21 protein-coding genes are annotated in these 18,108 nt (G+C 73.0%); 13 read left to right on the top strand and 8 right to left on the bottom strand.

Annotation, left to right across the window (positions count from 1 at the left end):
• Positions 1-238: 238 nt before the first annotated feature.
• Entirely contained in the window at positions 239-1,498 is a 1,260-nt protein-coding gene (locus O7612_RS13800; RefSeq protein WP_282273635.1) for a cellulose-binding domain-containing protein, read from the bottom strand.
• Positions 1,499-1,709: 211 nt separating this feature from the next.
• Between O7612_RS13800 and O7612_RS13795 the strand changes: the two genes are divergently transcribed.
• Complete coding sequence (locus tag O7612_RS13795) at positions 1,710-1,847, top strand: hypothetical protein (protein ID WP_282273634.1); 138 nt, start codon at positions 1,710-1,712, stop codon at positions 1,845-1,847.
• Positions 1,848-1,915: 68 nt separating this feature from the next.
• On the opposite strand, the gene O7612_RS13790 is transcribed toward O7612_RS13795, so the two are convergent.
• The 3 genes from O7612_RS13790 to O7612_RS13780 all read right to left on the bottom strand — a co-directional run bounded on the left by O7612_RS13790 (position 1,916) and on the right by O7612_RS13780 (position 3,800).
• Complete coding sequence (locus O7612_RS13790) at positions 1,916-2,275, bottom strand: hypothetical protein (protein WP_282273633.1); 360 nt, start codon at positions 2,273-2,275, stop codon at positions 1,916-1,918.
• Positions 2,276-2,493: 218 nt separating this feature from the next.
• Positions 2,494-3,321: a hypothetical protein gene (locus tag O7612_RS13785; protein ID WP_282273632.1), complete on the bottom strand. Its 828-nt coding sequence runs from the start codon at positions 3,319-3,321 to the stop codon at positions 2,494-2,496.
• A 239-nt stretch (positions 3,322-3,560) separates the two neighbouring features.
• On the bottom strand, positions 3,561-3,800 hold the full coding sequence (locus O7612_RS13780) for a winged helix-turn-helix domain-containing protein (protein ID WP_282273631.1): 240 nt from the start codon (positions 3,798-3,800) through the stop codon (positions 3,561-3,563).
• Between the two features lie 313 nt (positions 3,801-4,113).
• On the opposite strand from O7612_RS13780, the gene O7612_RS13775 reads away from it, so the two are divergent.
• Entirely contained in the window at positions 4,114-4,392 is a 279-nt protein-coding gene (locus O7612_RS13775) for a DivIVA domain-containing protein (protein WP_282273630.1), read from the top strand.
• Positions 4,362-4,718 (top strand): hypothetical protein, encoded by a 357-nt coding sequence (locus O7612_RS13770; RefSeq protein ID WP_282273629.1) that lies wholly within the window; start codon positions 4,362-4,364, stop codon positions 4,716-4,718. Before O7612_RS13775 ends, O7612_RS13770 begins: the two co-directional genes overlap by 31 nt.
• Positions 4,719-4,725: 7 nt before the next feature.
• On the opposite strand, the gene O7612_RS13765 is transcribed toward O7612_RS13770, so the two are convergent.
• Together O7612_RS13765 and O7612_RS13760 are read right to left on the bottom strand one after the other, a co-directional pair.
• Positions 4,726-5,421, bottom strand: coding sequence for a VOC family protein (locus O7612_RS13765; protein ID WP_282273628.1), 696 nt, complete (start codon positions 5,419-5,421; stop codon positions 4,726-4,728).
• Between the two features lie 194 nt (positions 5,422-5,615).
• The gene (locus tag O7612_RS13760; RefSeq protein WP_282273627.1) at positions 5,616-7,418 is read right to left on the bottom strand and encodes an ABC transporter ATP-binding protein; all 1,803 of its coding nucleotides are present in this window, start codon (positions 7,416-7,418) and stop codon (positions 5,616-5,618) included.
• A 424-nt stretch (positions 7,419-7,842) separates the two neighbouring features.
• On the opposite strand from O7612_RS13760, the gene O7612_RS13755 reads away from it, so the two are divergent.
• Positions 7,843-8,214, top strand: coding sequence for a MarR family transcriptional regulator (locus O7612_RS13755; protein ID WP_282273626.1), 372 nt, complete (start codon positions 7,843-7,845; stop codon positions 8,212-8,214).
• 188 nt (positions 8,215-8,402) lie between these two features.
• On the opposite strand, the gene O7612_RS13750 is transcribed toward O7612_RS13755, so the two are convergent.
• Positions 8,403-9,377 (bottom strand): DUF559 domain-containing protein, encoded by a 975-nt coding sequence (locus tag O7612_RS13750; protein ID WP_282273625.1) that lies wholly within the window; start codon positions 9,375-9,377, stop codon positions 8,403-8,405.
• Between the two features lie 325 nt (positions 9,378-9,702).
• On the opposite strand from O7612_RS13750, the gene O7612_RS13745 reads away from it, so the two are divergent.
• The 6 genes from O7612_RS13745 to O7612_RS13720 all read left to right on the top strand — a co-directional run bounded on the left by O7612_RS13745 (position 9,703) and on the right by O7612_RS13720 (position 13,822).
• Entirely contained in the window at positions 9,703-10,437 is a 735-nt protein-coding gene (locus O7612_RS13745; RefSeq protein ID WP_282273624.1) for a lysozyme, read from the top strand.
• 261 nt (positions 10,438-10,698) lie between these two features.
• Positions 10,699-11,472: a peptidoglycan recognition family protein gene (locus O7612_RS13740; protein WP_282273623.1), complete on the top strand. Its 774-nt coding sequence runs from the start codon at positions 10,699-10,701 to the stop codon at positions 11,470-11,472.
• 36 nt (positions 11,473-11,508) lie between these two features.
• Positions 11,509-11,946 carry a metalloregulator ArsR/SmtB family transcription factor gene (locus O7612_RS13735; protein ID WP_282273900.1) on the top strand — a complete coding sequence of 146 codons (438 nt, stop codon included), beginning with the start codon at positions 11,509-11,511 and terminating at the stop codon, positions 11,944-11,946.
• Positions 11,876-12,517, top strand: a complete 642-nt coding sequence (locus O7612_RS13730; protein WP_282273622.1) for an SRPBCC family protein — start codon at positions 11,876-11,878, stop codon at positions 12,515-12,517. The genes O7612_RS13735 and O7612_RS13730 overlap by 71 nt, the downstream gene beginning before the upstream one ends.
• A gap of 172 nt (positions 12,518-12,689) precedes the next feature.
• Positions 12,690-13,301: an NADAR family protein gene (locus O7612_RS13725; protein WP_282273621.1), complete on the top strand. Its 612-nt coding sequence runs from the start codon at positions 12,690-12,692 to the stop codon at positions 13,299-13,301.
• Between the two features lie 11 nt (positions 13,302-13,312).
• A complete protein-coding gene (locus O7612_RS13720) occupies positions 13,313-13,822 on the top strand; it encodes an NUDIX domain-containing protein (RefSeq protein ID WP_282273620.1) in 510 nt (169 codons plus the stop codon).
• A 283-nt stretch (positions 13,823-14,105) separates the two neighbouring features.
• Here the strand turns inward: O7612_RS13720 and O7612_RS13715 are convergent, their stop codons facing one another.
• Positions 14,106-15,266 carry an LLM class flavin-dependent oxidoreductase gene (locus O7612_RS13715; RefSeq protein ID WP_282273619.1) on the bottom strand — a complete coding sequence of 387 codons (1,161 nt, stop codon included), beginning with the start codon at positions 15,264-15,266 and terminating at the stop codon, positions 14,106-14,108.
• Between the two features lie 129 nt (positions 15,267-15,395).
• On the opposite strand from O7612_RS13715, the gene O7612_RS13710 reads away from it, so the two are divergent.
• The 3 genes from O7612_RS13710 (at position 15,396) to O7612_RS13700 (ending at position 18,093) form a co-directional block, all read left to right on the top strand.
• Complete coding sequence (locus tag O7612_RS13710) at positions 15,396-16,367, top strand: aliphatic sulfonate ABC transporter substrate-binding protein (protein WP_282273618.1); 972 nt, start codon at positions 15,396-15,398, stop codon at positions 16,365-16,367.
• Positions 16,364-17,197, top strand: coding sequence for an ABC transporter permease (locus tag O7612_RS13705; protein ID WP_282273617.1), 834 nt, complete (start codon positions 16,364-16,366; stop codon positions 17,195-17,197). Before O7612_RS13710 ends, O7612_RS13705 begins: the two co-directional genes overlap by 4 nt.
• 182 nt (positions 17,198-17,379) lie before the next feature.
• A complete protein-coding gene (locus O7612_RS13700) occupies positions 17,380-18,093 on the top strand; it encodes an ABC transporter ATP-binding protein (RefSeq protein WP_282273899.1) in 714 nt (237 codons plus the stop codon).
• Positions 18,094-18,108 lie beyond the last annotated feature (15 nt).

Here is an 18,108-nt window from a genome sequence, read left to right as displayed (position 1 = left end):
CATTCTGGCGGGAGACGAACCCGCCGACCAGAGGTCAGCCTGGCAACCGTGGATGAACGCGCCATGATCGGCACAACACCGCCGGTTGAATGGTCGGTCGGCGACGGCCCGGGACGGAAGGCCGGGCGGCCCGATTACCGCCCGGGCCGGGCAGCCCGATCAGAGCCGCCGGAGCCGGCGACCCGACCAGGCCACCGGGGCCGGGCAGCCCGGTCAGCGCCGCCCGGCCCCGGTGGGCTCAGCAGCCGATCCGGCTGCTGCCCAGGGCCACGTCGTCGTACCAGATGGTGTCCGCGCCCTCGCCGTAGCTCTCCCAACCCAGCTTCAGGTCGGTCAGCCGGGGCCGCCAGGTGCGGTTGTACCACTGGCCGTCGATGTCGTGGGTGGGCGTCCCGTCGGCGGTCAGTCCGGTGACGGCGGTGCCGTCGAGCCAGGTCCGCAGCTGTCCCTGGTTGCCGTCGACCATGAACTCCAGGCACGTCCAGCGCCCGGTCGGCAGCGGCACGCTCAACGCCACCCCGGACGGGCTCTGCTCGGGCAGGGTCGCGTCATCGGAGGCCCGGTTCCACTGCAACGCGCCGTTCTGGCCACCCATCCGCAGGTCCTTGTTGCCGTCGGCGGCGTCGGTCATGGCCATGAAGGTGACGTGCTGGGTCGGCAGGGCGGTGGTGTGGCGCAGCCAGATCCGGCCGTACCGGACGGCACCCACCGCGCTGAGATCCTTGGTGGACCGGACGAAGACGTGGTTGCAGTAGCCCTGCGCGCCGTCGATGCGCAGCGAGCGGCTACCGCTGTGCGTGGTGGTCGTGTCCACCGCCGCCCGGCCCGCGCCGGAGCAGTCCGGGTTGACCACGCCCCAGTCGCCGGCCGGCGTCGAGCCGGTCTGGTTCTCGAACCCGTCGCAGAGCACCGCACCGGCGCACCCGGCCGGCGGCGGGGTGGTCGGCGGCGGCGTCGTGGGCGGCGGGGTCGTCGGAGGTGGGGTGGTCGGCGGCGGCGTGGTCGGCGGCGGCGTCGTCGGCGGCGGCGTGGTGGGCGGCGGCGTCGTCGGGGGCGGGGTCGTCGGCGGCGGCGTGGTGGGCGGCGGAGCGCCGTTGCACGGTACGCCGTTGAGCGTGAACCCGGTCGGCGCGGCGGAACCCGAGGTGCTGGTGCCCTGGACGCCGAACTCGGTCGAACCGCCGGCGGGGACGCTGCCGTTCCAGGCCGCGTTACGGGCGGTGACCGTCGTGCCGGCCTGGCTGACCTGGGCGTTCCAGCCACCGGTGAGCCGCTGCCCGCCGGGGTAGGACCAGGTGACGGTCCAACCGCTCAGGGCGGTGTCGCCCGGAGAGACCCGGACGTTGGCGGTGAAGCCGCCGGTCCACTCGTTGGGCTGGTAGTCGATCCGGCAGCCCTGGGCCGCCGAGGCGGTGCCGGCGAGCACGGTGGTGACGGCCGCCGCCGCCGTGACGGTGGCGGCCACGGCGGCGGTGATACGGGTACGGGAAATCCTCACAGGGGTCCTTCCGGCTGGCCGTCGGGAATGCACCGACGGCACAGGAGCGATGACGTCGCTCGCGCGTCGACATGCCTTGTCGGCACGTGGACAACGGCCCGGCTCAGGCCAAACAGCCGCCCGGCAACTCGGCGGCGCCCGAACCCAATGTAGTGATGGTTGCCTATGGAAACAAGTCCACCGTCGAGGTGCGCCGCTGGCTGATCGGCTCATGGCCGCGCTACACCATGCCGCCATCGGCGCCCTACGCCTCGCCGGGACCACCAACACCGCGAACACCAACACCGCCACCACCGACCGGCACTCCCGCGACAGCGGCCGGACACTGGCGCTTCCCGGCATCGCCTGACAACGTTGCCGGGACGCTGCCTGAGATCTGCCGGGCCCCTCCCGAGAGGCGGGGCAGGTATTCCGCGATCAGAGGCTCTCCGGCTTCTTCGTGCCGGTGCCGTCGTTCCGCTCCACCGTCTTCTCCCATAGCCTCGCCGACGCCTTGTCGCGCGCCGCAGAGCTGTAGGCTTCGCTCCAGGCTGAGAGGCAAATCGAGATCGCCACGATCTCGATCAAGACTGTCAATATCTTGTCACCCGCCCCACGGGCCGGATCCGCTATCCGATTGAGCCCCCAGGAGACCACGAACATCCACCCGATCTGGAGGGCCGTGGCGACCAGATACAGCATCTTCGTCTCGAACGTAGCGTGCGACGGGATCTGATCAAGCTCGTCAGGAGCGAAATCGTGGGCCGCATAGTGCTCGGGTTGCTCGTCGGTGCCCATGCACCACCTCCGCGATCCTCCTCATCTATGTATCACGGCCGAGCACATTCTCGAAGGGCTGACGGGTGTCACCCACACGCAGCGCGAACACCACACGGCGACGGCATGCGAACAGCTTGATCAGCTAATCGCGAACGGCCATCTCGGGAATTGACAGTCCACAGCCTCAGCGACCCCCGGCCGGTCGACACGATCGGATCGACCGGCCGGGTGCACGCTCAACGCCCAGCGGTGAGGCTGGCGCAGTCGGTCTCGTCGGGCAGCAGCGGGCGGAAGGTGACCGCCCAGCGCTTCCCACCGGAGGTCCACGGGGTCGCCGCATTGGCCTTGCCGGCGGAGGCGATCACCTGCTGCACGGCAGCGCCGGTGACGGTCACGCACCCCAGATCGAGGCCCTCACCGAGGCTGGCCCCGGGCAACGCCGGGCCGGGCCACTCCATCCTGGGCTGCTTCGCCGTCTCCGGCGTGGCGACCCACGGCCCGGCCACCGCCGCGATGGCGGTCGGCTGGTACGGCTGCGTCGCCGCGTTCCCCGGGTCGGTCAGCTTGTCGGCGAAGGTCCGCAGTTTCTCCCGGGCAGCCTGCTGGGCGGGGGTCAGGCCGGCCTCGGGGCCGGTCGCCTCGCCCAGGGCGTAGACCTCCAGCTGCTCGCTGCCGACCGTCCCCCGGATGGTGAACCGGGTGGTGGTCACGTCGGTGATCTTCGGCGTGCCCACGTCGACCGCACTGCCCACCCCGGCGGCGCGGGCCTGCTCGACCAGCTTGGTCACCTCGGCCGCGCTGATGGTGCGGACCTGGATGTTGGGCAGCGCCGGCCCTGGATAAGTGAGGACGGTCGGCCCCTGCGTGATCACCCGGCCGTCGGCGTAGACGCTGACGGACGGCAGCCGTGTCACGTTCGTCTCGGGTCGCACGAAGCCACCCGTGTGGTCGATCCGCAGCACCGGCACGTTGGCGGGAAGAGAGGTCGGGGCCGCATCGGGCGCGACGCCCGCCCCGTCCTGCCCCGCACAGGCAGCAGTGAGCAGAAGCACCGGTGCGACCACCGCCCACACACCTCGAAAACTCGTCATACCCCCTTCGACGTAACCGCTCCCCCTGCGGATCCCCGTCCCCACCCCCAAAACCGCCACGAAAGGGTGACCAAGAGGTTTCGCGTCATCCCTTCGCCGTTGATCAAGAGGTTCGCGTCAACTTTGATCTTCCGGACGACGCAAACCTCCTGGTCACCGGGCAGATCGCAGCGCGCAGAGGCGGGACGGGCGCGGGAGGGTGCGCGAGCGGGTCACGGTTCGCGCATCCAGAGCTTCGGATCGTTGACGAAGACACCCTTGCCCTGGTGTCGCCAGATCACCCGCAGCGCTTCCAGCCGCACGTAGACCTGCTTGACCGTTGACGGACTCACCTTGTGCAGCGCGGCAAGCTCCGTGATCGAAGGCAGCCGCTCCCCCGGCGCGAGCCTCTTGGCTCTGACGTCGGCGACGATCTCATCGGCGATGCGAATGTAGTCGGCGGTGATCGGCATGACTCCCCCTGCGTGGCACGCCAATTCGATCACGCAAGGACACCCTCCAACAACTCTATGTTTGACTCGGATGACTGGGACAGCTAAGTTGAGTCGAACCTCTCCCCTCGCGTGGCAACGAGAGAGGGGTTTCCCCTGGTCGGGGCGGGTGTGTGTGCCCGCCCCGATCCGTCCGGCTGCTCTGCTGTCGTACCGCCGAAGTGGGCTGCGACCGCCGAGCCGGCGGGTCGTCCGCAGCCGGCGGTGGACGGCCCGCCCTCCAGCACCACCGACAGGACCCTTCCGCCCTCCCCCAGCACCGGAAAGGACCCCCGTGGCCCAGGTGTATCGCGGTGGCCAGCCCTACGGGACCGGCCGCCCGGCCCTGCTGACCCCCTACGAGGTACGCACCCACGCGTTCCGGCCGCGCCGACGCGGCGTCGACCCCGACGAGGTACGCCGGTTCCAGGCCCGGCTGGCCGACGAGTTCGCCGCGCTCCACCAGGAGATCCGCGTCCTCGCCCAGGAGAACGACCGGCTCAGGCGTGCCCTGCGCGACTGGCAGGCCCGGCAGGCGACACGGTGCCGGCGATCCAACGGCGGACGCTGGTGAACGTCCGGCCCCGCCCCGGTGACCTGCTGATCGTCGACCGGGCCGCCTCGGTGCAGTTCGCCGGGGAGCGCGCCCTGCGGCTGCGGGTGGTGTCGGTGTGCGACCGGCCCACCTACGACGGGTGGATCTGGCTGACCGGCTACGTGCTCGGCCGGCGCGACGAGGCCGTCGCCCGACGGGAGATCTTCGTCCAGCTCGCCGGCCTGCGCCCCGCCCCCGCCCGGCCTCCGGGGTCGACTGTGTCCGCAGCTATGGCGAGGCGGGCGGCCGGTCGGGTCGGCGCACCGACGGCCGTACCGGCCGGGTCGCACGGGAGGCGACGGTGAGGTCGGGTCAGGCTCCGGGCGCGGGGACCTGCCGGTCAGGCTGACCCTGGCGGGCGCGTAGGAACGGGCCGAGGCCCATCCCGTCCTCGGTGGCCAGGAACGCGCCGCGCGCGGTCAGCAAGGTCTCGTCGGCGTGCGCCATGCAGCCCCACGCCGTGTCGCCCCACGAGTCGGCGAGCTTGACCTCCGCCGGTTCGGTGCAGGATTCGCCGCGCGGGCCGCCGATCTGGCAGCGGGCGGGTGCCCCGCCGCGCCGGCCGACCGCCTCGGCCGCCTCCCGGATCAGCGAGAACCGCGCCTCACCGCCCGCCTGCGGGTCACGCTCCTGCTGCGGTACGGCCTGCCGCTGGCCGAAGGCGACCACGTTGCCGTCGGGGTCGGTGACCCGGCACTCGCCGCCCGGGGCGTGCTCCGGGTAGCCGGCCTTCTCGACCGGGTGCCCGGCGGCGGTGAGCCGCTCGGCGGTCGCGGCCAGGTCATCGACGTACAGGTAGACGAGCAGGGGCAACTCGACGGTGACCAGGCGGGGGGTGACCGCCGCGAGCAGCAGCGTCAACTCCCCGCACCGCAGGTACGACCAGTGCGACCCGCCGTCGCCGCCGCCCCGGATCTCGGTGTAGCCGAAGTTCTCGTAGAACCGTCGGGCCGCGTCGGCGTCCGCCACGTACAGCACCGGCACCTGGGCCCGCACACCACTTTGCACGGCGTCACTCTAGTCACCGGTGATCGACGACTCACGTCTTGCAGATCGGGTTTTTCCGCCCGCCGGGTCGCCCCTGGTCACGGCCCCGCCGGTCGGTCGTTGGGGTCGGGCACCTGCGAGGTCCCCTGGTCTCCGGCCACGGGACACGACCCCGGCCAGAGAGGAGACGCCCCGACCAGGGGAACATGTCCCGGTCAGCCGGCCAGGGTGGCGTACCGGCCGGCGCGCGCCAGCAGCGTCTCGTGGGTGCCGGCTTCGACGATCCGGCCGTGGTCGAGCACCGCGATCTGGTCGGCGTGGCGCACCGTGGAGAGCCGGTGCGCGATGGTGATCACCGTGCGCCCCTCGGCGAGGGTGTCGAAGGCCCGTTGCACGGCGCGTTCGGTCTCGGTGTCCAGCGCGCTGGTCGCCTCGTCCAGCACCAGCACCCGGGGATCGCGCAGCAGCGTACGGGCGATGGCCAGGCGCTGCTTCTCGCCGCCGGAGAACCGGTGGCCCCGGGAGCCGACGACGGTGTCGTACCCGTCGGGCAGGGCGGCGATCAGGTCGTGGATCTGCGCGGCGCGGGCGGCGGCCTCCAACTGGGCATCGGTGGCGTCGGGGCGCGCGTACCGCAGGTTCTCCCGGATCGTGGTGTGCAGCAGGTAGGTCTCCTGGCTGACCACGCCCACGATGGCGGCCAGATCGGTCAGCCGCAGGTCGCGCAGGTCGACGCCGTCGATGGTGATCCGGCCGGCGTCCGGGTCGTGCAACCGGCTGACCAGGGCGGCCAGCGTGCTCTTGCCGGAGCCGGTCTCGCCCACCAGGGCGAGGCTGGTGCCGGCCGGCACGTCCAGGCTGATGCCGGCGACGGCGGCGGTGTCGCTGCCCGGGTAGCTGAAGGTGACGTCCTCGACGCGTAGGTGCCCGCGTACCCGGGCCGGGTCGACGGTCACCGGCCGGGCCGGGTCGTCCACCTCCACCGGCAGGTCGAGGTACTCGAAGATCCGGGCGAACAGCGCCAGCGAGGCGGTCAGCGTGACGCCCACGTTGAGCAGCCCCATCAGCGGCCGGAACAGCCCACCCTGGAGGGCGGTGAAGGCGACCAGGGTGCCGATGCTGAGCGTGCCGGCGGTGCCGGGCAGCCCCGCACCCAGGTAGATCACCGCCGGGATGGCGGCGAAGATGATCGTCATGGTGGCCATCCGCCACCGGCCGGCGAGTTCGGAGCGCAGCTCCAGGTCGACCAGCCGGGCCGAGCTGGCGGTGAACCGGTCGATCAGCGTGCCACCCGCGCCGAGGGTCTTGCTGAGCTGCACACCGCTGATCGACAGCCCCTCCTCGATGGTGACGTTGAGGTCGGCCAGCTCCCGCTGGCGCTGCGCGGTGATCTCGCGGCGCATCGCGGCGACCCGGCGGGTGAGCCAGATGGCCGGCGGCAGCACCACCAGCGAGACCAGGGTGAGCCGCCAGGACAGCGCCACCATGGCGACCAGGGTGGCCACCACCGTGGTCAGGTTGGACGCGATCGAGGTGGCGGTGGAGGTGACCACGGTCTGCATGCCGCCGATGTCGTTGGTGATCCGCGACTGCACCTCGCCGGTGCGGGTGCGGGTGAAGAACGCGATCGACTGCCGGTGCAGGTGGGCGAAGACGTCGGTGCGCAGCCGGTGCATCACGAGCTGCCCGACCCGGGTGGAGATCCAGGTCTGCGCCACGCCGAGCACGGCGGTCAGCGCCGCGACGGCGATCATGCCGGCGACCAGCCAGACCAGCAGGGTCAGGTCGCGTTCCGGCAGCGCCCGGTCGATCACCGCCCGCAGCAGGAAGGGCGAGGCCATCGCGACGATCGACGACACCACGATGATCGCGGTGACCACGGCCAGTTGACCACGGTACGCGGTGAACAGCCGGCCGATCCGGCGCAGCGAGACCGCGCGGGCCTGGGACTTCTCGGCGGCACTGACGGTCCGGGGGACGCCGCCGTGGCCCTCCCGGTGGGTTCTGGTGGTGTCCAAGGGGTTCCTTCTCTCGTTCGGGGGCCCGTGTGCGTCCGCAGGGGGTCGGTCGGTACGTCCGATGATTACTGAGGTTACCTCATCATGAGGTAGCAACAGTGAGTGCTGCTACCGTATTCCGGTGACCGGTGCGACATCCGACCCGCCAGCCGACCCGGCCCCCCACCGCGCCGACCCACCGGCCACCCCTCGCGCCGACCCACCGGACACCCGCCGAACCGACCCACCGGCTGAACCGACCACCCCTCGCGCCGACCCACCGGCCGAACCGACCACCCGCCGAACCGACCCACCGGCCGAACCGACCACCCGCCGAACCGACCCACCGGCCGAACCGACCACCCGCCGAACCGACCCGGTCGCACGTTGCACCGAGCAGCCGGCCGATGCGGCCGAGGAGAGCCTCGCCGAACTGTTCTGGGCGGTGGCGCGACGGCTGCGCCACCAGTCCCGACGTACCCTCGAACCCTGGGACGTCAACCCCGGCCACGCCCGCGCCCTCGCGGTGCTCACCCGGCACGGGGCGATGCGGCTCAGCGCGCTCGCCGAGCACCTGCACATCGCGCCCCGCTCCACCACCGAGGTCGTCGACGGCCTGGAGGAGCGCGGACTCGTCGCCCGCCGGCCCGACCCGGCCGACCGGCGGGCGACCCTCGTCGCGCCGACGGAGGAGGGTACGCGGGTCGGCGCGGCCATCCAGACGGCCCGCGCGACCGAGGCGGAGCGCTTCTTCGGTCACCTCTCCCCCGCCGACCACGCCGACCTCACCCGCATCCTGCGCACCCTGCGCGACTGACTCCGACAGACCCGACCACCCCGACCCCACCCGCACCCTGCACCACCGACTCCGACAAACCCGACCACCCCGACCCCACCCGCACCCTGCACCACCGACTCCGACAAACCCGACCGCTCCACGCCGCCCTGCCCGGAACCCGCACTCCGGGGGCCGCACCTGCCGGACATCGAGGGTGCGGAGCCCGGTCACGGGCCACCGATACGTCCCCGGGTGGCGAGGATCGCCCGCACCTCGTGGCGGACCTCGTCGGGCTCGTGGATCAGGCGGTGCCGGGCGAAGCGCACCACCAGGATGCCGACGGTGGCGAGCAGCGCGTCCCGACGCAGGTCGATCTCCCGCTCGCGGGGATCACCATGGGTCGTCGCGCCGTCGAGTTCGAAGTCGACGCGTTCCCGCTCGGCGTACACGTCGAGGTATATGGTGCGACGGCCGACGACGATCCGGGCCTGCCTGCGGAACGCGGGCAGGCCCGGGCCGGTGAAGACGTGGTCGTGTCCCCAGATCTCCAACGGGCTGCGGCACCCGGCGGCGAGCCGGTCGAGCAGGGTACGCAGCTGCGCACGGCCGCTCAGCCTCGGCACGGCGGCGAGCGCCGACCCGATCCGTTGCGGGGTGGTGAGCCGGTCGTTGACGGCCCTGATCACCGGGGCGGGACGGTCGACCGGAGATAGCACCGGCCAGGCGTCGACCAGTGCCCGCTCCAGCCGCACCACCGGAAGACGCCGCCGGGTCACCACTCGGGGTGAGGCAAGCGAGAAGCCGTCCCGGTGGTGGATCATGAGGTGTGGCCGGGGCCGGAGCCCGGAACCGGCGGCCACGTCCAGGTGCACCGGCTCCCCGTCCACCTGCCCGCGCACGCCCCAGACGGTGAGGGCGGTGACACCACCCAGCGCCGCCCGCCCACCGCCCCAGGCGAGCGCCGCCCGTCGGGCGACCGGTGCGGGGAGGCGGCCGAGCAGCGGCACACCGGGGGCCGGTGGGACGAACAGCAACCGGGCGTCGACATAGACCTGCGGCAGCACCCGGACGAGGTCCCCCCGGTCGCCCGCACGTCTGAGCGTCCACTCGGGTACCACCTGCCGCGCGGCGCTCACGGTCACCACGCCACCTTCCCGCTCGACCAGGTCCCGCAGCACGTCCCACACGCCACCAACCCTCACCCACCCGCACCGCCGCCGACCAACCCGGAAGGCCCCACCTGTGGACAACCCCCACCCTGTGCACAACCCCCACGACCCCCGCCGTTCCGCTAGGGCTGGACGACTCGTGATCACCTACGCCCCAGCGACAGCCACCCCGGCGTGTCGAGTCACCCGGACGTAGTTGATCGAGGAACAGGGCGGGGACGGTCGGCGACCGACCGGCCACTGAAGGTGGATAATCTTGAATGTGTCTATTGAAAACTATCTCCAGTCGTGACCTAATACCTGACAGTTCCTTTCGTCGCTCCCGCCGTACCCATGCGGCATCCCCCAGGGAGGAAAGATGAACCGTCTCCGTGCGGTCACGGGCACGCTGCTGGCGACCGCCACCATGGTCGCCGCCGCCACCCTCGGCGTCGTCACCCCGGCCGCCGCCGCCCCCGCCGGACTGCCCGGCCTGGACGTCTCCAGCTACCAGGGCAACGTCAACTGGTCCGCCGCCTGGAACAACGGTGCCCGGTTCGCCTACGTCAAGGCCACCGAGGGCAACTACTACACCAACCCGTACTTCGCCCAGCAGTACAACGGGTCGTACAACGTCGGGATGATCCGGGGCGCGTACCACTTCGCCCGGCCGGACACCACGACCGGTGCCACCCAGGCCAACTACCTCGTCGACCACGGCGGCGGCTGGTCCAAGGACGGCCGGACCCTGCCCGCCGCGCTCGACATCGAGTACAACCCCTACGGGGCGACCTGCTACGGGCTCAGTCAGAGCGCGATGCGCAGCTGGATCACCTCCTTCGTCAACCAGTACCACGCCCGCACCGGACGCTGGGCGACCATCTACACCACCACCGACTGGTGGGTCACCTGCACCGGCAACTACAGCGGTTTCGCCGCCACCAACCCGCTCTGGATCGCCCGGTACGCCAGCACGGTGGGCACCCTGCCCGCCGGCTGGTCCACGTACTCCTTCTGGCAGTGGGCGTCCTCGGGCACCTTCCCGGGCGACCAGAACGTCTGGAACGGCAGCCTCGACCGGCTCCGGGTGCTGGCCTGCAACGGCCCCTGCTGACCCCTGCCTGCCCGACCCGGTTGACCCGGCATCGGCCCGCAGGTCGGCCTGTCGCCATCCCCCCCGCCACCCCGGCATCGCTGCGCGGGTCCACCCGTCGCCATCCCCCGCCACCCCGGCATCGCCGTGCAGACCCGCCCGTCGACACCCCCCGCCACCCCGGCATCGCCGCGCAGACCCGCCCGTCGACACCCCCCGCCACCCCGGCATCGCCGCGCAGATCCGCCCGTCGACACCCCCCGTCACCTTGAGGAGCCCGCCATGTCCCTACCCGTGTCACGGCGCAGTGTGCTGCGCGGCGCGGTCCTGCTCGGCACGGCCGGGGCGCTCGCGTCGACCCCGTTCGGCGGACCCGCCGCGAGCGCCGCTGCCCCCGGCCCGTCGCCGCTCACCGACACCGGGCCGACCAGCGGCACCATCCCGACCACCGGCAGCGCCCCCATCACCGGCAGCGCCCCGGTCACCGGCCGTGCCACCCTCGGCCGGGTCGAACAACCGGTGATCGCCAACTGCGCCACCTGGGGTGCCCGGCCGCCGTCGTCCCCGGTGAGCCTGGTGCAGAGCCGACCCAACAAGATCATCGTGCATCACACCGCGTTCCCGAACGCGACCGACTACAGCCTGGCCTACGCGTACGCCAATTCGCGCGAGATCCAGGACCTGCACATGGACGGCAACGGCTGGCTGGACTCCGGGCAGCACTTCACCAACAGCCGGGGCGGCCACCTCACCGAGGGCCGGCACGGCAGCCTGTACGCGCTGCTGCACGGCCAGAGCATGGTGCAGGGCGCGCACTGCGTGGGGCAGAACAGCCAGGCCATCGGCATCGAGAACGACGGGATCTACGTCGACGTGCAGCCGCCCCAGGCGCTCTGGGACAGCCTGGTGGTCTTCTGCGCGTTCACCTGCCAGCAGTACGGCATTCCGGCCAGCCAGATCTACGGCCACAAGGACTTCGCCAGCACCCAGTGCCCCGGCCTGCTGCACGACCGGCTCCCCGAGCTGCGGGCCGCCGTCGCCGCGCGACTAGGGTGATTGCTTATATAAGCTATGGCTGATACAAAGGGCACCGTGCACGCCTTCGACGTCCTCGGCGACCCGGTACGTCGGCGCATCCTCGAACTGCTCGCGCAGGGAGAGCGGAGCGCCGGCGGGGTCTGCGCGGTCATCCAGGAGGAGTTCGGGATCACCCAGCCCGCCGTCTCGCAGCACCTCAAGGTGTTACGGGACAACGGGTTCGCCACCGTCCGCCCGCAGGGCGCCCGGCGGCTCTACGCGGTCGACCCCGCTCCGCTGCGCGAGGTCGACCGGTGGCTGGAGGGATTCCGCCGGTTCTGGACACCCGCGCTGGACGCCCTGGCCACCGAGCTGGCCCGAGGTCGGCGCGAACGGCGGTCGCACACCCCGACGGGCAACCCGACCGAGCACCGGAGCACTCATGATCGAGACGACACACCAGATCAACGCCGTACGACGGACCGTGGGCACCCGCACCCTGGAGGCGGGTGAGGCCCGCGTGCTGACCATCAGCCAGACGTACCGGGCGACGCTGGACGACCTCTGGGACGCCTGCACCAGCATCGACCGGATCCCGCGCTGGTTCCTGCCGATCTCCGGCGACCTGCGCCTGCACGGCCGCTACCAGTTCGAGGGGAACGCGGGTGGCGTGGTGGAACGCTGCGACCCGCCGAAGAGCTTCGCCGCCACCTGGGAGATGGGCGACGAGGTGAGCTGGATCGAGGTGCGCCTCACCCCCGAGGGCGACGAGCGGACCCGGTTCACCCTCGAACACGTCGCCCACGTCGACGACCAGCGGTGGGCCGAGTACGGTCCCGGCGCGGTCGGCGTCGGCTGGGACTCCGGCCTGCTCGGGCTCGCCAGCCATCTGGACGCCGACGGCGGGGGGATCACCCCCGACCAGGCCGCCGCCTGGATCGGCTCCCCGGACGGCCGGCTCTTCATGACGCTCAGCGGCCAGGCCTGGGCCGAGGCCGACATCGCCGGCGGCACCGAACCGGAGGCTGCCCGGGCCGCCGCCGCCCGGACCATCGCCGCCTACACCGGCGCACCACCGGCCTGACCCGGCCGACCCCGGGTCACACCGCCGCCCGACGTACGGTGTCGGGTACCGGTCCGGCCGGTGGAGAGCGCGGGACACTCCCGCCTCCCCGCCGGCCCGGGGTTCCTCGTCGGGACGGGCCAGCCGCCGAACCCCCGCGCGGATTGTCGGTGCCGGCAGGGAGACTGTGCACATGCCGCTGCGCTGTGCCGAAGACGTCCTCGCCCGGTCCGCCGCCGGGCACCGGGTGCGCTACCTCTGCTTCTGGGGGCACCGGCCCCGACGGGACGGCACGGTCGGCCAGAGCTGCCTCAGCCAGTGGTGGCCGGCGGCGTTCACCGTCGACGGGCGGCACTTCCGCACCGCCGAGCACTGGATGATGTGGCGCAAGGCGCAGCTCTTCGACGACACCGAGGCCGGGGAGCGGGTCCTCGCCGCCGGCCATCCCCAGCAGGCCAAGGCGATCGGCCGGGAGATCCGCCGCTTCGATCCGGCGGTGTGGGAGGCCGAACGGTACCCCGTCGTGCTGGCCGGCAGCCTGGCCAAGTTCGGCCAGCACGCCGACCTGCGGGCGTACCTGCTCGGCACCGGGGACCGGGTACTGGTGGAGGCCAGCCCGGTCGACCGGGTGTGGGGGGTGGGGCTGGCCGCCGACGATCCACGCGCCGAGGACCCGGCCCGCTGGCGCGGGCTCAACCTGCTCGGCTTCGCCCTGATGGAGGCCCGTGACCTCCTGCGCGACGACGACCGGCCCGGGGACCGGACCGGTCGACCTGCCCCGGCCGGGGTACGCCCGGGGCGGTAACGTGCGGCGGCATGACCGTCCTCCCGTACGCCCACTGCCACTACTGCGGCGCGGCCTATCCGGCGGACGCCGGCTGGCCCCGGCTCTGCCCGGCCTGCGGGGAGACGGTGTGGCGCAATCCCACCCCGGTCGCGGTGGCGCTGCTGCCGGTCCGCACCGACACCGGCCTCGGCGTGGTGGTGGTCCGCCGGGACATCGAGCCGGCCCGCGGCCAGCTCGCCCTGCCCGGCGGTTTCGTCGAGTACGGCGAGGAGTGGTCCGAGGCCCTGGTCCGGGAGTTGCGCGAGGAGACCGGCCTGGTCGACGAGGCGGAGCGGGCGCGGCTGTTCGCGGTGCACGGGGCACCCCGCGGCGGCACCATGATGATCTTCGGGGTGCTGCCGGAGCGACCGGCCTCGGGGCTGCCCCCGTCGAAGCCCACCGAGGAGGCCACCGAGTGGCTGGTCCTCACCGAGCCGGTCGAGCTGGCCTTCTCGACCCACACCCGGGTGCTGGCCGACTTCTTCGCCGGCCAACCCTGACCGCCGGCCGACACCGCCCCACCACCCACCACCCACCACCCACCACGGCCCACCACCCACTACGGCCCACCGGCTCACGACGGCCCACCGGTCGACACCGGCCCGCTCGTCGACACCGGCCCGCCCGCCCCACCGACCCGCCCGTCGACACCGGCCCACCGGTCGACACCGGCCCACCGGTCGACACCGGCCCGCCCGTCGACACCGGCCCGCCCGTCGACACCGGCCCGCCCGCCCCACCGACCCCGCCGCGTCGGGGCGGGTGGGGCCACGGCGTCGGCGGTCAGACCCGGGCCGGTCGGGGGGCGAACGGGACGCTCGCCGTCGCCTCGACCACCGGGTCGCCCGCCGGATGCCGCCACAGCCCCCGGGACCGCAGGATCGGCAGCACCCCCTCACCGAACCAGTACGCCTCCTCCAGGTGCGGGTGGCCGGAGAGGATGAACTCGTCGATGCCGAGCGCGTGGTACTCGGCGATCCGGTCGGCGACCTCGGTGTGGCTGCCCACCAGGGCGGTGCCCGCGCCGCCCCGGACCAGCCCGAATCCGGCCCAGAGGTTGGGGGCGACCTCCAGGGCGTCGCGGCTGCCGCCGTGCAGGGCCAGCATCCGGCGCTGCCCCTCGGACTCGCTGCGCCGCAGCCCCTCCTGGGCGGCCCGGACGTCCGCCGCACCGATGCCGTCGAGCAGCCGACCGGCCTGCGCCCAGGCCTGTTCGGCGGTGTCCCGGGCGATGACGTGCAGCCGGATGCCGAAGCGCAGCTCCCGGCCGGCCTCGGCCGCGACGGCGCGGATCCGGTCGAGTTTCTCGGCCACCTGGGCGGGCGGCTCACCCCAGGTCAGGTAGATGTCGCTGTGCCGGGCGGCGACCGGGCCGGCGGCGGCGGACGACCCACCGAAGTAGACCGGGGGCACCGGATCGGGAAGATGGGACAGCCGGGCGGCCTCGACCCGCAGGTGCGTGCCGGCGTGGTCGACCGTCTCGCCCCGCCAGAGTGCCCGGACGATGTGGAGGAACTCGTCGGTACGGGCGTACCGGGCGTCCTTGTCGAGGAAGTCGCCGTAGGAGCGCTGTTCGACCGCCTCCCCGCCGGTGACCACGTTGAGCAGCAGCCGGCCGCCGGAGAGCCGCTGGAAGGTGGCGGCCATCTGGGCGGCGAGGGTGGGTGAGAGCAGTCCGGGGCGGAACGCCACCAGGAACTTCAGCCGCTCGGTGACCTCGGAGAGCATCGCGGTGGTCAGCCAGGCGTCCTCGCACCAGGCCCCGGTCGGGGTGAGCGCGCCGACGAAGCCGAGCTGCTCGGCGGTACGGGCGATCTGCCCGAGGTAGGCGACGGTGGCGGGGCGGGCCCCACCGGCGGTGCCGACCGCGACGCCGTGGCCACCGCCGACGATGTCGCGGCTGTCGCCGTAGGTGGGCAGGAACCAGTGGAAGGTCAGCGGCATCGGAGGTCCTCCTGAGGGATGGGACGGCAACCACGACAGGCTACCCATAAAACCTATCGGCTTGGTAGGTTACTGCCCGCCGCCGATCTCCGGCGTCGCGAGCAGTTCGTCCACTCCCGAGGAGCCGACATGTCCACCCCGCCGAGGAGCCTCCGCCGCCTGGTCACCGCCCTGTTCACCGTGCTGTCACTGGTCGCGGTCGGCGGGATCACCGGCTGCGCCGCCGACGCCGACGCCGGCGGCGGCAGCACCGGCCCGCTGCGCATCGGCTACCAACGCTTCGGCGGGCTGAGTCTGGTCAAGGCGCGCAACGCCGCGCCGGACGCGCAGTGGTCGCTGTTCGAGAGCGGTCCCGCCCTCACCGAGGCGCTCAAGGCCGGCGCGATCGACATCGGGCAGGTCGGTGAGGCACCCCCGATCTTCGCCGCCGCCGCGAAGATCCCCTTCTCGGTGATCGGTACCTCCGCCCCCATCCCGCAGGGCGAGGCGGTGCTGGTCAAGGAGAGCAGCGGCCTGAAGACCTTCGCCGACCTGCGCGGCCGGACGGTGGCGCTGAACAAGGGCAGCAACGTGCACTGGCTACTGGTGCGGCTGCTCGCGGCGAACAACATGACGCTCAAGGACCTCAACGTCAAGTACCTCAAGCCGGCCGAGGGACGGCCCGCGTTCGACAACGGCCAGATCGACGCCTGGATCATCTGGGATCCGTACTTCGCCCTCGCCGAACAGCCCGGGGTGAAGGTCCTCGCCGACGCCACCGGGCTGGCCAGCAACCGGGAGTACGTCCTGGCCGCGCCCGGGGCGGTGCGCGACCGCGCCGACGACGTCCGCGCGTTCCTCACCACCTACCGGGAGGTCACCGACTGGGGCATCGCCCACCCCGACGAGCGCGCCGCGGTGCTCGCCCCCGAGCTGAAGATCCCGCTGGACGTGACCACCCGGGCGCTGGCCCGTAGCGCCCGCCCGCTGGCCCCGGTCACCCCCGCCGTCGGTGCCGAACTCCAGGCCATCGCGGACGGCTTCACCACCCTCGATCTCGTACCCGGGCCGGTCGACATCTCCGGCCGGGTCGACGACCGGTTCAGCGCGGTGTTCCAGTGAGCAGCGCCGTGCTGGCCACCGCGCCGCCGGCCACGGTCACCGCCCCACCGGACGCCGGCCCGCGACGCCGCACCGGCCCGCGCTGGTGGCGGCTGGTCAGCCCGGTCGCGCTCGTCGCCGGCTGGGAGGCCGCCGCCCGCGCCGGGCTGCTGGCCCCGGAGAAGCTGCCCGCGCCCAGTCAGGTGCTCGCCACCGGCGTACGACTGGCCGCCGACGGCACCCTCGGCGTCCACCTGCTCGACTCGCTCACCCGGGCCGGCGTCGGGCTGCTCGTGGGCGGGGTGCTCGCGCTGGTGCTCGGTGCCGCCGCCGGCCTGTTGCGCCTCGGCGACGACCTGGTCGACCCGCCGGTGCAGATGGCCCGGATGCTGCCCCACCTGGGACTCGTCCCGCTGCTGATCATCTGGGTCGGGATCGGCGAGCCGTTGAAGATCACCCTGGTCGCGCTCGGGGTGTTCTTCCCGATCTACTTCAACACCTACGCCGGCATCCGGGACATCGACGAGCGGCTCGTCGAAGCGGCCCGTACCTGCGGACTCGGACCCGCCGCCCGGCTGCGGCACGTGGTGCTGCCCGGCGCGCTGCCGTCGCTGTTCCTCGGGCTGCGGCTGGCGATCGGGGCGGCCTGGCTCAGCCTCGTCGTCGGCGAACAGGTCAACGCCCAGACCGGCATCGGCTTCCTGATGATGGAGGCCCGGGAGTTCAGCCAGACCGACGTGGTGGTGCTCGGCCTGGTCGTCTACGCGCTGCTCGGGCTGCTGTCCGACCTCGCCCTGCGGACGCTGGAGAGGAGGACCCTGACATGGCGACGCGGCCTGCGGGCGACCTGACCGACCCGGCCGGCACGCCAGCCGACGGCCCGGGCGGGACGCCCGGCACGGCGGGCACGACAGCCGGAGATCCGGGCACCACGACCGACGACGCGGGCACGACGGCGGGCGATGTGGGCGCCACCGCCGGCCGGGCGGGCCCGACAGCCGGCGGCGCGGAGCGGGCGGGCGACGCCGCGGCGGTGCTCACCGCCCATGCGGTGCGGCGGGCCTTCGACGGTCGGCCGGTGCTCGCCGGGGTCGACCTGAGCATCGCCGCGGGTGAGGTGGTGGCGCTGCTCGGCGGCAGCGGCTCCGGCAAGAGCACCCTGCTGCGGATCCTCGCCGGCCTGGACGCCGAGGCCACCGGCCGGACCCGACTGCACGGCACCGCCGCCGTGGTCTTCCAGGAGCACCGGCTGCTGCCCTGGAAACGGGTCGGCGACAACGTCGCGCTCGGGGTGACCGGCCCGGACGTGCGTGCCCGGGTGGACCGGGCGCTGGCCGAGGTGGGGCTGGCCGACCGCCGTCGGGCCTGGCCGGCGGAACTCTCCGGTGGCCAGGCGCAACGGGTCGCGGTGGCCCGCGCCCTGGTCCGGGAGCCGGACCTGCTGCTGCTCGACGAGCCGTTCGGCGCGCTCGACGCGCTGACCCGGCTACGGATGCAGTCCCTGCTGCGACGGCTGCGCGCCCAGCACGGCTTCGCCGCCCTGCTGGTCACCCACGACGTGGAGGAGGCGCTGCTGCTCGCCGACCGGATCCTGCTCCTCGACGGGGGTGTCATCGCCGAGGAGATCCCGGTCGACCTCGACCCCGCCCACCCCGGGGACCAGCCACCCGCCCGCTCCCCCGACCATCCCGCCTTCGGCGCGTTGCGCCGCCGCCTGCTGGGCCGCCTCGGCGTACCCGCCGCCTGACCACCGGAGGACCGC

Source organism: Micromonospora sp. WMMD987 (assembly GCF_029581435.1).
Taxonomy (GTDB): Bacteria; Actinomycetota; Actinomycetes; order Mycobacteriales; family Micromonosporaceae; genus Micromonospora; species Micromonospora rifamycinica.
The sequence above is the reverse complement of the archived record's forward strand: the minus strand, read 5'-3'. Positions and strand labels throughout refer to the sequence as shown.

Excerpts from the sequence above, each read along its gene's own strand:
- O7612_RS13710 (WP_282273618.1), top strand. The coding sequence starts at position 15,396 with ATGTCCACCCCGCCGAGGAGCCTCCGCCGCCTGGTCACCGCCCTGTTC.
- O7612_RS13730 (WP_282273622.1), top strand. The coding sequence starts at position 11,876 with ATGATCGAGACGACACACCAGATCAACGCCGTACGACGGACCGTGGGC.
- O7612_RS13780 (WP_282273631.1), bottom strand. The coding sequence starts at position 3,800 with ATGCCGATCACCGCCGACTACATTCGCATCGCCGATGAGATCGTCGCC.
- O7612_RS13790 (WP_282273633.1), bottom strand. The coding sequence starts at position 2,275 with ATGGGCACCGACGAGCAACCCGAGCACTATGCGGCCCACGATTTCGCT.
- O7612_RS13745 (WP_282273624.1), top strand. The coding sequence starts at position 9,703 with ATGAACCGTCTCCGTGCGGTCACGGGCACGCTGCTGGCGACCGCCACC.
- O7612_RS13725 (WP_282273621.1), top strand. The coding sequence starts at position 12,690 with ATGCCGCTGCGCTGTGCCGAAGACGTCCTCGCCCGGTCCGCCGCCGGG.
- O7612_RS13740 (WP_282273623.1), top strand. The coding sequence starts at position 10,699 with ATGTCCCTACCCGTGTCACGGCGCAGTGTGCTGCGCGGCGCGGTCCTG.
- O7612_RS13715 (WP_282273619.1), bottom strand. The coding sequence starts at position 15,266 with ATGCCGCTGACCTTCCACTGGTTCCTGCCCACCTACGGCGACAGCCGC.
- O7612_RS13795 (WP_282273634.1), top strand. The coding sequence starts at position 1,710 with ATGGCCGCGCTACACCATGCCGCCATCGGCGCCCTACGCCTCGCCGGG.
- O7612_RS13720 (WP_282273620.1), top strand. The coding sequence starts at position 13,313 with ATGACCGTCCTCCCGTACGCCCACTGCCACTACTGCGGCGCGGCCTAT.